The organism is Novosphingobium sp., from assembly GCF_024642085.1.
Lineage (GTDB): Bacteria > Pseudomonadota > Alphaproteobacteria > Sphingomonadales > Sphingomonadaceae > Novosphingobium.
Genome location: NZ_JAHEBV010000004.1, coordinates 95692 through 108325 on the forward strand (window position 1 = coordinate 95692; position 12634 = coordinate 108325).

A 12634-nucleotide genomic window follows, 5' to 3' on the forward strand; every position below is an offset into this window, starting at 1 on the left:
CTGCGGTGAACAGCGGTTTACGCAATCTTGCGGAGGCGGCTCTCTGCCTGTTCAGGTTCCTCCTCGCCACGGGCAACGATCAGTAGCAATCGCACGGCTGTCTGCAGCTCTGGATCCGGCGCGCCTCGTTCGATTGCGCGATCGACAGTAGCTGCAGCCTGACCAAACGGCCCTTCACCAAAATGCAGCGCCGTTCCGGCAATACGGTGCATGCAGTCTTGCAGTCCGCGGGTAATCTCTGGATGCGCGTGACCACATTCAAGCCAATCCTGCGCCTTGATTAGCGCGATTGACCGCGTGTCCTGCCACATCTGCGCCATCCGTTGATCATCAATAAATGTCGCCTCTCCGCTGGGCATTTCCTGTGGCCGTTCGATGAGCCAACGGACCAGCAAAGCATCTAGACGTGCGAGCGTGATTGGTTTGGCCAAATGATCCTGCATCCCGTTGTCGAGCGCCATGCGCACATCCTCGGGATAGGCGTTGGCCGTCATCGCGACTATCGGCAGGCTATGCGGCATGACCCCGCTGTTTCTGATTGCTCGTGTGGCTTGATAGCCATCACAAACCGGCATCTGGATATCCATAAAAACCAGATCATACAGCGCACCGTCAGCCTTGGACGCGATAACGGCCGCGACGGCCTCTTCACCATTTGTGACGAGGCTGACTGTCTGACCAAGTTGTTCAAGCATCGCTTTTGCAAGCTCGCGGTTGATCTCTTGATCGTCGACCAGAAGAATATGCGATCTTCGGGCCGACCCGTGCTGCGTGGCAGCGTTCGGCGATATTAACGGTCCATTACCGTGGCTCACGTCGACAGCGCGCAGCGGCAGGTCAAGCGCAAAACAAGAACCCTTGCCAAGTTCACTCGTAACCTCAAGCGAACCATCCATCAGTTCGGCTAGCTGCCGGCTGATCGTCAGTCCCAGGCCCGTCCCGCCAAAACGGCGAGAGGTAGCATTGTCGGCCTGCTCGAACGGCTGGAAGATCGCGTGGAGCCGGTCTCGCGGGATACCTACTCCGGTATCACGGATCAGGATCCTGAGCCGACTTCCGATCTCTGCAACAGACAAGGTCACGCAGCCCTCGTCAGTGAACTTAATTGCATTACCCAGCAGATTCAAAACGATCTGCCGTAACCGCAACGGATCACACCATACTTTCGGCGGAAGGCTTGGAGCAATCGCCATTTTCAGGGAAATCGACTTGTTCGCGGCCTGCGCGCTGTTGAGCGAAATGCATTCTTCAATCACTCCGCGCAAATCCATCGGTTCTTCGCAGATCGTAACCAGGCCGACTTCGGCTTTCGACAGATCCAGAATGTCGTTTAGCAAATGCATCATCGATTGACCGGACTCGACGATCAGCTTGGCGCGGCGGCGCTGTTCCGGCTCGGTCAATTGCTGCTCAAGCAGCTCGGCAAAGCCAAGGACGCCATTCATGGGTGTTCGAATTTCGTGGCTCATGTTGGCCAGGAACTGCGATTTGGCTAGAACCGCAAGCTCGGCCCGTTCACGGGCGTCTACCAGTTCGCGCTCGAGCGCAACCCGATCAGTTACGTCACGCAGCGTAGCGATAATCACCAGTTTGCGCGAATGCGATGCATCTACCGTTGGCGCCAGCTTAGCTTCGATAAATGTCTCAAAATTTTCGTTGTATGACCGAGGACTGCGGTAAGTTACTGTTTCAGCGAAACTACTTCGTGCAAGTATGCGGTCTATGGCGCCTTCAAATCTCGGCCGGTCAGCTGCTTCCACCAGATCGGACACATAGCTTCCGACTATTCGATCGGATGGCATGGCCAGCAGCTGGTGAGCTGAACCTGCCGAAAATGTACACCGCCCCTGCGCATCAAAGGCCAAGACGGCATCGGACATGCTGGCTGCCAGCATCGAAAATTGTGCCTCCCTGTCAATCAGCGAATCGGCAGTTCGTTGCTGCCGACGAAGCAGTGCGGCGATGGGAATCCCCATCATGAAGATGCTGACCAGAAACAATTGAAGAATGACTATGCGCATCCACGGATCGGGGGTCAGCATGATCGGCCCGCGACCTAGTACGGTGGCAGACACGGCGATGATCGCAATCTTCAGCGTTGAAACTGCCGTTCCCATTAATCCGTGGCGAACCGCATGGATGATGACCACCGGGGTTACGAGAAAAAGCAAAGGAAACTTGCTTTGCGCGAAGACCGATAAGGTCACAGATGTGCCCACCACGGTCAAAACACTCCATTCGGCAATCTCGCGTCGGGTGATCCGGCGCGGTTTGTTCGCATGTTGCAGGATTACTCCCAAAGTGGATGCTACCAGCATCATGCCAAGGCTGTCGGTCACGAACCAGCTCAGCCAAATTGGCGCGGCACGCTCACCGATGCTCAAACCCAGAGCAATGCTGGCGATTGCCGCCGATATCGCAGGCGAAAGAATGCCAGAACACGCAAACAGGCGAAGCTGTTGCTCCAACGTCCCAAGATTGCTGATTTTGACTCCGGCCCGCCAAGCCAGTGCCAAAGCAACGGATACTTCGACCATGTTACTCAGCGCCAAAACGCCGGCAAGAAACAGGTCATCCCCGAACAGCAGCCCGGCCGCGGTGTTTGCGGCCCACGTGACTAGAAAGGTATCTAGGCGCGCAAGGGCGGGTCGCCACATCAACCAAATAAACATCACCGCGTTGGGTAGCCACAGTGCCGCTACCCTCCCTTCACCCCGCGCAATGGCTAGGCTAATCACGGCCATGACGAAAAACACCGCAGCCATTGCAGCAATTTCAAAGGCAACTGAAAAGGGACGGCGGGCTTTGTCTGTGATAACCATGACGATCTCCTCAGAAATCAACCTATCGCCATGATGGGAAAGCCGTATTGACGTTAAGCTACGCAGCTTTGCTTAGCGCGGGCGCATTGGGCGCGAGGCGCGCTTGCACTCGGCCTGCTGCTCGCTTATCGGCTTAATCGAGCAATTAACTTGAACGGGAAGAGCCCATGCGTTTTGAAGGCACCAGCAATTACGTGGCTACCGATGATCTTAAGGTAGCCGTCAACGCCGCGGTGCTGCTGCGCCGTCCGTTGCTGGTCAAGGGCGAGCCTGGCACCGGCAAAACCGTGCTTGCCCACGAAATTGCTCAGGCCGTCGGCGCGCCGCTGATCGAGTGGAACGTAAAATCGACCACCAAGGCGCAGCAGGGCCTGTATGAGTATGATGCAGTTGCGCGGCTGCGCGACGGCCAGCTGGGTGACGAGCGCGTCCATGACATCGCCAACTACATCAAGAAGGGCAAGCTTTGGGATGCCTTCATATCCCCGCAGCTACCCGTGCTTCTGATCGACGAAATCGACAAGGCCGACATCGAGTTTCCCAACGATCTGCTGCAGGAGCTCGACCGCATGAGCTTCGATGTCTACGAAACCAAGGAACGCATTGCGGCTAAGGAACGCCCGATCGTCGTCATCACTTCAAACAACGAAAAGGAACTGCCCGACGCTTTTCTGCGGCGCTGCTTTTTCCACTACATCAAGTTCCCCGACCGCGATACGATGCAGGCAATTATCGACGTCCACTTCCCCGGCATTCAGAAAACGCTGGTGACCAAAGCGATGGACGTATTCTACGAAGTGCGCGACGTGCCGGGGCTGAAGAAAAAGCCATCGACTTCGGAACTGCTCGACTGGCTTAAGCTGCTGCTAAACGAAGACATGCCGCTCGACGTATTGCAAAACAAAGATCCGACCAAGGCGATCCCGCCGCTCCACGGGGCGCTGCTCAAGAACGAGCAGGACGTCATGCTGTTCGAACGCCTTGCCTTCATGGCTCGCCGGCAAAACTGATCGTGACGGCTCCTTTTAACGGGCGCTGTGCATGTGAAGCTGTTTCACTGCAAATCCAAGCAGAACCGTTAGCAATTCGCCAGTGCTGGTGTCGGCAATGCCAGACAATCGCAGCGGGAAGTCCCACCAACAATGCGGTTTTTCCGGCCGAGGCAGTGACGATTTCTGGACCCCTCGCATCGTCGTCGTGGATTGCGGCTAGCGGCAACACGTTGACGCACACCTTTTGTCCGCACTGCGGAACGCAGATATTTGCGCAGTCGTCGGCACGCCCTGCTTTCAAGACTGTGCGCCTGGGCGTTATCGAAGAGCCGCATGATCTGCAGCCACAGGCGATTATCTGGACCGATGAAGCGCCAAATTGGGCCATATTCGACCCGGGCCTGAAACAGTTTGCACGGCAGCCGCCGCCGCCCACGGCGAACTGAACTTGGCAATTGCACGATCTAATACTCGCTTCGCGTCAATTCGGGCGCGGCTAGAGGCGCTTGAGCCGCCTCCTGGCTGGCGTGCCTGGTTTTACGAGTTCTTGCTGTTCGGTTTCAAGCAGGCGTGGGCCTGCCTGTTTGGCGGCCTGATGCTGGCGCTGCTGCTCGGCACTCATATGGTTTACCCGGCCGATGCGCCATTAGCGCGCTATGATTTCCTCACCTTGGGCGCCGCTGCAATCCAACTAGGCATGCTGGCCATCCGGCTGGAAACGCTGGATGAGGCCAAAGTGATTCTGGCGTTCCACGTGGTTGGCACCGTGATGGAACTGTTCAAAACCGCCTGGGGATCGTGGCTCTACCCCGAACCAAGTGTGCTGCGGATTGCCGGTGTGCCTCTTTTTTCGGGCTTCATGTATGCCGCGGTGGGCAGCTATCTGGCCCGGGTCAGCCGGATCTTCGACTTCCGTTTTTCGCACTATCCCAGCAGGGTGCTGGCAGGGTTGCTGGCAGCTGCAATCTACGTCAATTTTTTTGCTCATCACTGGCTGCCGGACCTAAGGGCGGCCTTGTTTGCTGCCCTGGGATTGCTGTTCTGGCGCACCCGAGTGTGGTTCCGGGTGTGGCGCGAAGACCGCTGGATGCCTCTGCTGCTTGGCTGGCTGCTGGTCGCCCTGTTCATCTGGTTTGCCGAAAACATTGGTACCTTTAGCCGTGCCTGGCTCTATCCGAGCCAGCGCGATGCATGGGCCCTGGTTAGCCCAGCCAAGCTAGGCGCGTGGTATTTGCTGATGTATATCTCGTTCATTCTGGTCGCCGCAGTGCATACACCGCGCGTAAGGGAGGCGTGACGACGCGTTTCGCTTCTCCTCCAGACCGTGCAATAATCTTGCAACAGCAGACCCGGCCAGAAATAGGCATTTTCCGGTTCCGGAAAGTCACATTTTGTATCGAGAAATATCCGTTAAGTGTGTAAGTTTAAATACTTATGATAAGGGATGGAGCGATTTCAAAACCATACGTTCTGTGAATATTCGAGTCATGAAAGCCCGATCCGATGTTTTTCAATTTCGTCGATGAACTGCGCACCGCCGGTATCAAGGCCAGCTTCAAGGAGCATCTCATGCTTTTGGAAGCGCTGGACAAGGATGTGATCGAGCAAACGCCCGAGCAGTTCTATTACTTGAGCCGCGCAGTGTTCGTGAAGGATGAGGGCCTGCTCGATCGGTTCGACCAGGTGTTTAACAAGGTTTTCAAGGGCCTGCTCACCGACTATGGCCAGAACCCCGTGGACATACCCGAAGACTGGCTGAAAGCGGTCGCCGAGAAATTCCTGACGCCCGAGGAAATGGCCGCAATTGAAAAGCTTGGCACTTGGGACGAGATCATGGAGACGCTGAAAGAGCGTCTCGCCGAACAACAGAAACGGCACGAAGGCGGAAGCAAATGGATCGGCACTGGGGGCACCAGCCCCTTCGGCAACAACGGCTATAACCCCGAAGGCGTCCGTATTGGCGGCGAAAGCAAACATAAGCGCGCCCTGAAGGTGTGGGAAAAGCGTGAGTTCCAGAATCTGGACAACACCCGAGAGCTGGGCACCCGCAACATCAAAATAGCCCTGCGTCGTTTGCGCCGCTTTGCCCGCGAAGGATCGCCAGACGAGTTGGATCTGGACGGCACCATCGAAGGCACCGCGCGGCAAGGCTGGCTCGACATCAAGATGCGTCCCGAACGGCACAATGCGGTCAAACTGCTGCTGTTCCTGGATGTCGGAGGATCAATGGATCCCTTCATCAAGCTGGTCGAAGAGCTATTCAGCGCCGCCACGACCGAGTTCAAGAACCTTGAGTTCTTCTACTTTCACAATTGCATCTACGAAGGCGTATGGAAGGATAACCGCCGCCGTTTTTCCGAGCGGACCAACACGTGGGACATTCTCCACAAGTACGGCCATGACTATAAAGTGGTCTTCGTCGGAGATGCGGCGATGAGCCCCTATGAAATCACCCACCCGGGCGGATCTGTCGAACACTTCAACGAGGAATCCGGTGCGGAATGGCTGAAACGCGTGGCCCACGTCTATCCAGCCACAGTTTGGTTTAATCCAGTGCCTGAAAAGCAGTGGAGCTATTCGCAGTCAACCAAGATGATCAAGGAGCTGGTTGGCGGGTCGATGTTCCCGCTAACACTTTCCGGCCTTGACGATGCGATGCGCGAGCTTACCCGCAAAAAGCATTAGATCTGCTGCGCTAGTAAAGCAGGAAGGGCTTGATCGTTGCTGCCCAGACAGCCTCGTCCGCGCTTGCAAAAGCCTCAAGATCAGCGGGCATGGCGGAATTGTCATCCACCCATTCGCGCAACGCCGGGCCGCCATTTATGACGTCGATGGCAAGCCGCTCAAACTCATATTCATAGGGGAAGTCGCGCCAGATTTCGTAGTCCGGATAGAGGTTTCGGATCGCCTTGAAAGCCAGTGCCTGAAGCCGCCACGGGCGGAACGCGTGATGCTTGTAGAAGGTGCCCTCGGCATGAATCATCAAACCGCTGCAAAGCGTCCCGGCGTGCTTGTGAAAAGTCGGGGTAAACCAGCATTCCCGCAACGCACAACCATGCAGCCACGCGGGTGCGGATCGCTTCATTTCGGCCAGCACGGCCTTCGCTTCGATATCGGGGGCGCCAAACAGCACCTCAAGCGGGCGAGTTGTTCCGCGACCTTCGGACAGCGTTGCCCCTTCAAGCATGACGGTTCCAGCATAGGCGCGCGCCATATTGACATTGGCAGCGTTCGGGCTGGGGTTGATCCAAATGCGCGAAAGCGGCCAGCCGTGTCCCTCATCTTCCGGCTGCCAACCCTGCATTTCGATCACGCGGTAATCAACGTCGAGATTGAAGTGCTTAATGAACCAGTGGCCCATTTCGCCCAAGGTCAACCCGTGTCGCATCGGCATCGGACCTGCTCCGACGAAGCTTTCCTGTCCAGCAAGCAAGCTCGTGCCTTCGATTGGGCGGCCCACCGGGTTGGGCCGGTCGAGCACCCAGACCGCCTTGCCCGTGCCGTGCGCTGCTTCGAGCAGGTAAAGCAGCGTGGTCACAAAGGTGTAAATGCGGCAACCCAGGTCCTGCAAATCGAATAGGAACACATCGGCGGTACTCAGCATCTGGCCGCTTGGGCGGCGGACCTGACCGTAGAGGCTGAAGACCGGGATCTTGTAGACCGGATCAACCTCATCCTCAGTCTCGACCATATTGTCCTGTTTATCGCCCTTGAGCCCATGTTGCGGGCCAAAAGCGCTTGTGACGTTAAGCCCGCAATCAATCAGGGCGTCGAGCGAATGCTTAAGTTTGGCCGTCACACTGGCGGGATGGGCAACAAGTGCGACCCGCTTGCCTTGCAATGGCCGGCGCAGGACGGGATCGGCAAGCAGCCGGTCGATACCATAAAGAACTGTCATTGCTCGCCGGGTGCCGCAAGCGTTGCAGCAAAGCAAGCCGGATGGTGGAAATCGGGTTTTCCAAGTGGGTGCGCAATGGCCCAATAGCTTTTTGCGGACCCTGCCTCCTCAATCACGGCCGTCAACGAATAATGCCACGGCTTCGCGGGCAGAGCAGAGGCCGGGATGGCTGCATCGAATAAAGCATAGGCTGAACCTGCGCGAAAGGTACAGACCGGATCTGGCAGCACTGGCCGATCCTGCATTCCGTCACGATAACCAGAGAAATCGTAAGCAGCCCAGCGCTCGGATGGAGACAGGTTAAACTCGCAATAGCCTGCCGTGTCATTCGATCGCACGAACAGTTCAAAGCAAGTTTTTTGCCACAGCCCGGCCGTCCTGCCCTTCCCTGCAAGAGGCGGCGCCACTATCGCCGCCGCGCTTTCGATCCGCCAACGCAGCATCAGCCAGTTCGCGTCAAAAGATACAATCCGCGCACGCACGCCGGTCACGCCGATTGGGGGCGTTTCGGCATGGCAAAGCAGGCGGAACGTTTCCAATCGCGCAACTCCATGCTAGGCGCGCGCCCGAAACCGGAAAGCGCGCATGACCTATAACTCGACCCTTCTCCGCCTGCTTGATGAACGCGGCTACATCCACCAGATGACCGACGCGAGGGGTCTCGATGACCTTGCCGCAAAGCAGATCATTCCCGGCTATATCGGCTTCGACGCCACAGCGCCATCGCTCCACGTTGGCTCATTGGTCCAGATCATGCTGCTGCGCCGCTTGCAGCAAGCCGGCCACAAGCCGATCGTGCTGATGGGCGGCGGTACCACCAAGGTCGGCGATCCTTCGGGTAAGGATGAAAGTCGCCGGCTTTTGACTGCCAAAGACATTGATGACAACATCGCATCGATCCGGACAATATTTGAACGTTTTCTGACCTTTGGCGAAGGCCCTACTGACGCGGTGATGGTCAACAATGACGAATGGCTGAGCGAGCTTGGCTATGTCGATTTGTTGCGCGACGTAGGACCTCATTTCACCATCAACCGGATGCTGACTTTCGATTCGGTAAAGCTGCGTCTGGAACGCGAACAGCCGCTGACGTTCCTTGAATTCAACTACATGATTCTGCAAGCCTATGATTTTCGGGAGCTGGCGCTGCACCGGGGATGCCGTCTTCAGATGGGCGGTTCTGACCAGTGGGGCAATATTGTCAACGGGATCGAGTTGTCACGGCGCATGAACGGTATCGAAGTATTCGGCGTAACCACCCCGCTGTTGACGACAGCTGACGGCGCCAAGATGGGCAAGACTGCGGCAGGAGCTGTGTGGCTAAACGAGGAAGCACTGCCAGCTTATGATTTTTGGCAATACTGGCGCAATGTTGATGATCGCGACGTCGGGCGTTTCATGCGCTTGTTCACTGATCTGCCGTTGGAAGAAGTCGTGCGGCTCGAATTCCTTCAAGGCAGCGATATCAACGCGGCCAAAGCTGTCCTCGCCAACGAAGTGACGCGCCTGTGCCGCGGGGAAAACGCGGCCAGATCGGCCGAAGATACCGCTGCGCAGACCTTCTCCGGAGCGGGATTGGGGGCAGAGTTGCCCGTTCTACCTGTGCCGTCAGATGGTATTGGCATCGTCGATGCCCTTGTTGGCATCGGCTTTGCCGCCAGCAGGAGCGAGGCTAAACGTCTGGTAAGCGGCGGGGGAGCGCGCATTGAAGGCCAGACTATCACCGATGAAAACCACGTAATTGAAGGTAATAGTGGCGACCTGCGTATTTCCTCTGGCAAAAAGAAGCACGGCATCCTTCGCCCCGCCTGAAAAATATCGTCAGTCAAGTTTACCGAATATTCGCCAATGTGAGACTACACCGTGAACAGGAGCAGCTGTGTGCGGAGGAAGGACCGGATCATGGGCGTCGGTGCGCAATTGACGGTAACGGATATGCGACGCGCTGCGCGGCATCCGGTAGATCATAAGGTTATCGGTGAGCATCGCCGTCTGGGCGACGTACACCTGCATATCATCAACATATCGGCACATGGCTTCATGGCCGAGGGGGTCACTGAAATCGACCGCGGCGAACGGGTCAGCATTCGCTTGCCCGATATTGGTCGTATCGAAGCTCACCTGATTTGGGCCACCGGAGAACGTGCAGGCTTCCAGTTCGAACGGATCATCCGGCTTGAAGATTTCATGAAGATGATAGACACACTGCAACCCAATCCGCGGCTGCGCCGGCCGCGCTGATCATGCTCACCAGCCGCGAAGGCTGGATTTCATGCATGCAAGAATCTGATCGCTTGGCAAGGCGCACCGGCACTGCCATGCGGCATTGGTGAGCGAACCGATCCATCCCCTGCGCATCCGTGACTATCGCCTTGTCTGGCTGGCGCGGTTCCTATCCGTCAATGCCACAAGTGCGCTGGTCGTGGTTTTGGGCGCGCAGGTCTATCAGGTCGCGCGAACCGTCAACGGTATGGCACCCGATCAGGCCGCTTTCCTGCTGGGCATTCTCGGTCTCGTTCAATTTATACCCTTTGCCCTGCTCACTCCAGTTGCTGGACTGATCGCAGACAAGCTTGACCGGCGTTTTGTCATCGCGGCGGCAACGGGAATCGACTTTGCGATTGCACTGGTACTTGGATGGGCAAATGCCATGGGCGCCGTGACCTTGCCGCTGCTGTTTGCGCTGGCGGCAGCGCACGGCGCGGCCCGAGTGTTTATCGGTCCGTCGCTCAGCGCGATTGTTCCAAATGTCGTGGCGGCCGAACAGCTTCCACGGGCGATCGCTTTCAGTTCGATCGCCTGGCAAAGTGCCTCGGTGATCGGTCCTGCGCTCGGCGGCTTGCTGCTGGCGCGTGGTTCGTCTTTGCCCTATTGGTACGGAGCGATACTGTTGGCCCTCAGCATCGCCGCGATCCTTGCAATACGACCAATTCCTCGGCCGTCCGTGGCCAAGGATGCGCCTTTGAAACTCATCGCTGAGGGTGCGCGATACGTTTGGCACGAACGGTTCCTGCTGGGCTGCGTGTCACTAGATCTCTTTGCCGTTTTGCTTGGCGGCGCGACTGCGATGTTGCCCGCATTCGCTTACGATGTCCTGCATGTCGGAGACGAAGGACTGGGCCTCCTTCGCGCAGCACCTGCGCTTGGAGCCAGCGTAGTCGCGTTAGGCCTGTCGATTGCGCCAATCTCTCGCCAAGTCGGCTCGAAGATGCTTTGGTCCGTAGCGCTTTATGGCTTGGCTACATTGGTTTTCGGGCTGTCCAAAAACTTTGCGCTATCGCTGGGGATGCTGGCTGTGCTTGGTGCGGCTGACGGCATTTCGGTGTTCATTCGCAACACGTTGATCCAGCTTAATACACCCGATGACAAGCGCGGCCGTGTTTCGTCAATTTCAGGCTTGGCAATTTCAGCGTCGAACGAGCTTGGCGAAATGCAGTCCGGATTGGCTGCGGCGCTGCTAGGCCCCATCGGAGCAGTTGCCCTTGGCGGTGCGGGAGCTATCGTGGTGACAGCAGTATGGTCCATTCTATTCCCCGAGCTGCGCCGAGCCAAAACCTTTGCGCCGCAATATCGAGAACCACGGAAGGAGCCTGTAAAATGAAGGCTGACAGCATCCTCGCTACGATCGGCAATACCCCACACGTCCGCTTGGGACGGATGTTTCCTGATCATGAGGTGTGGGTGAAGGCTGAACGCGCCAATCCAGGAGGTTCAATCAAGGACCGTATCGGCCTAGCTATGATCGAAGCTGCAGAGGCTGATGGGAGCCTGAAATCTGGCGGCACGATTATCGAGCCGACCAGCGGCAACACGGGAATTGGTCTTGCCATGGCGGCGGCCGTAAAGGGCTACAAGCTGGTGCTGGTGATGCCCGAATCGATGTCGATCGAACGACGCCGCCTGATGTTGGCCTATGGTGCGACTTTCGATCTGACACCCCGCGAAAAGGGGATGAAGGGCGCCTTGGAGCGCGCGCACGAGCTCGTGCAGTCGACCCCGGGGGCGTGGATGCCGCAGCAGTTCGAAAATGCAGCAAACATTGCTGTTCACGTCCGTACCACCGCACAGGAAATTCTTGCCGATTTTGCTGATGCCCCAATCGATGCGCTCATCACGGGGGTTGGCACCGGCGGGCATCTGACGGGCTGCGCTGAAGAATTGAAGCGTCACTGGCCACAGATGAAGGCTTTTGCGGTCGAGCCAACTCTGTCGCCTGTAATTTCTGGAGGGCAGCCCGCGCCGCACCCGATCCAGGGTATCGGCGCGGGCTTTATACCCGGCAATCTTCATACCCAGGCAATTGACGGCGCGATCCAGGTGGATGCCGGCGATGCCAAGGAAATGGCCCGTCGCTGCGCCCGAGAGGAAGGCATGCTGGTTGGAATAAGCTCGGGCGCAACACTTGCAGCCATCTCTCAGAAGCTGGCTGACCTTCCCGCTGGAAGTCGTGTGCTAGGTTTCAACTATGATACGGGCGAACGCTATCTGTCTGTGCCGGATTTTCTACCCGAATAGGCTAGGCTGTCCTCTTATATAAGCCGGGCACACGAAGAGCCGGGCGGCGGCATTTCGCGCGCCGCCCGCCCACCGGTTCAATGCGGATCGGATTTTGAACCGCTTTCGGAAGTGGGAGGAATGCCAGGTGAAACCGGCGCCACCGGATCGGCCGGTTGCACCGCCGGAGGAGTTGATGGCGATTCCGGTGCTGCCGGGGGTTCTGAGGCCATAGTGGGTTGTGGGTCAGGTGCCGCAACTGGCTGGGCGGTCTGCTCCGGCTTAGTTACTTTTTTGCTTTTGGGTCCAGCTTGGGATGCGGACGGCGCAACCATAATCATGATCGTGGCAATCGCCGCAATGCGCAGAGGGAAACCAATTTTCATATCAAACTCCGTCTTTTACTCCCCTGCCATGACGGATTCTCG

At 57.3% G+C, this 12634-nt stretch carries 12 protein-coding genes; 8 read left to right on the forward strand and 4 right to left on the reverse strand.

The features are described 5' to 3' along the window. Positions 1-17: 17 nt before the first annotated feature. The gene (locus Q0L62_RS03005) at positions 18-2822 is read right to left on the reverse strand and encodes an ATP-binding protein (protein ID WP_296676207.1); all 2805 of its coding nucleotides are present in this window, start codon (positions 2820-2822) and stop codon (positions 18-20) included. Positions 2823-2989: 167 nt separating this feature from the next. Between Q0L62_RS03005 and Q0L62_RS03010 the strand changes: the two genes are divergently transcribed. The 4 genes from Q0L62_RS03010 to Q0L62_RS03025 all read left to right on the forward strand — a co-directional run bounded on the left by Q0L62_RS03010 (position 2990) and on the right by Q0L62_RS03025 (position 6499). Beyond that, entirely contained in the window at positions 2990-3832 is an 843-nt protein-coding gene (locus Q0L62_RS03010) for a MoxR family ATPase (RefSeq protein WP_296676210.1), read from the forward strand. A gap of 2 nt (positions 3833-3834) precedes the next feature. Further along, a complete protein-coding gene (locus tag Q0L62_RS03015; RefSeq protein ID WP_296676213.1) occupies positions 3835-4260 on the forward strand; it encodes a GFA family protein in 426 nt (141 codons plus the stop codon). Positions 4261-4262: 2 nt separating this feature from the next. Then, positions 4263-5111: a DUF817 domain-containing protein gene (locus Q0L62_RS03020; RefSeq protein WP_296676216.1), complete on the forward strand. Its 849-nt coding sequence runs from the start codon at positions 4263-4265 to the stop codon at positions 5109-5111. Positions 5112-5317: 206 nt separating this feature from the next. Continuing rightward, complete coding sequence (locus tag Q0L62_RS03025; RefSeq protein WP_296676219.1) at positions 5318-6499, forward strand: VWA domain-containing protein; 1182 nt, start codon at positions 5318-5320, stop codon at positions 6497-6499. A 10-nt stretch (positions 6500-6509) separates the two neighbouring features. On the opposite strand, the gene Q0L62_RS03030 is transcribed toward Q0L62_RS03025, so the two are convergent. After that, on the reverse strand, positions 6510-7712 hold the full coding sequence (locus Q0L62_RS03030) for a DUF1343 domain-containing protein (RefSeq protein ID WP_296676221.1): 1203 nt from the start codon (positions 7710-7712) through the stop codon (positions 6510-6512). Continuing rightward, positions 7709-8251: a DOMON-like domain-containing protein gene (locus tag Q0L62_RS03035; protein ID WP_296676224.1), complete on the reverse strand. Its 543-nt coding sequence runs from the start codon at positions 8249-8251 to the stop codon at positions 7709-7711. The genes Q0L62_RS03030 and Q0L62_RS03035 overlap by 4 nt, the downstream gene beginning before the upstream one ends. 46 nt (positions 8252-8297) lie before the next feature. Here Q0L62_RS03035 and tyrS point away from each other — a divergent pair, with 46 nt between their 5' ends. The 4 genes from tyrS (at position 8298) to cysK (ending at position 12227) form a co-directional block, all read left to right on the forward strand. Further along, entirely contained in the window at positions 8298-9524 is a 1227-nt protein-coding gene (gene tyrS, locus Q0L62_RS03040) for a tyrosine--tRNA ligase (RefSeq protein ID WP_296676227.1), read from the forward strand. A 90-nt stretch (positions 9525-9614) separates the two neighbouring features. After that, complete coding sequence (locus Q0L62_RS03045) at positions 9615-9953, forward strand: PilZ domain-containing protein (protein ID WP_296676229.1); 339 nt, start codon at positions 9615-9617, stop codon at positions 9951-9953. Positions 9954-10041: 88 nt separating this feature from the next. Continuing rightward, on the forward strand, positions 10042-11313 hold the full coding sequence (locus tag Q0L62_RS03050) for an MFS transporter (RefSeq protein ID WP_296676232.1): 1272 nt from the start codon (positions 10042-10044) through the stop codon (positions 11311-11313). Further along, entirely contained in the window at positions 11310-12227 is a 918-nt protein-coding gene (gene cysK / locus Q0L62_RS03055) for a cysteine synthase A (protein WP_296676234.1), read from the forward strand. Before Q0L62_RS03050 ends, cysK begins: the two co-directional genes overlap by 4 nt. Before the next feature lie 77 nt (positions 12228-12304). Here cysK and Q0L62_RS03060 read toward each other — a convergent pair whose 3' ends face one another. Beyond that, on the reverse strand, positions 12305-12592 hold the full coding sequence (locus tag Q0L62_RS03060; RefSeq protein ID WP_296676237.1) for a hypothetical protein: 288 nt from the start codon (positions 12590-12592) through the stop codon (positions 12305-12307). Between the last annotated feature and the right edge of the window lie 42 nt (positions 12593-12634).